Consider the following 302-nt stretch of genomic DNA (forward strand, 5'->3'; position numbering starts at 1 on the left):
GCGGCCAGGTTGGCCGACGACAGCGCGCCCACTTGCGCAGTGGTCAGGCCGGCGAACTGGTTCGAGGTCATTGCCACGATCTGGCTGGTGGTCAGGCCCGAGGCGACGTCGAGCGTGCTCATCGCGGCGAACTGGCCGCTGGTCAGACCCTGGATCTGATCGGTGGTCAGGGCAGCGACCTGGGCGGTGCTCAGCGAAGCGAACGAGGCAGTCTTCAGCGCAGCCAGGTCTTCGGTTTGCAGGGCAACAATCGAGTCGGTGGTCAGCGCGCGTACCTGGGCGCTGCTCAGCGAGTTGGCCTG

The 302-nt window shown here is 66.9% G+C and carries 1 protein-coding gene; it reads right to left on the reverse strand.

The window, feature by feature from the left end; all coding sequences use genetic code 11:
- Positions 1 to 302, reverse strand: a 302-nt coding sequence (locus GTP55_RS29350) for a hypothetical protein (protein WP_161048272.1), incomplete at both ends; no start/stop codon positions are given.

Source organism: Duganella margarita, assembly GCF_009857535.1.
Classification (GTDB): domain Bacteria; phylum Pseudomonadota; class Gammaproteobacteria; order Burkholderiales; family Burkholderiaceae_D; genus Rugamonas; species Rugamonas margarita.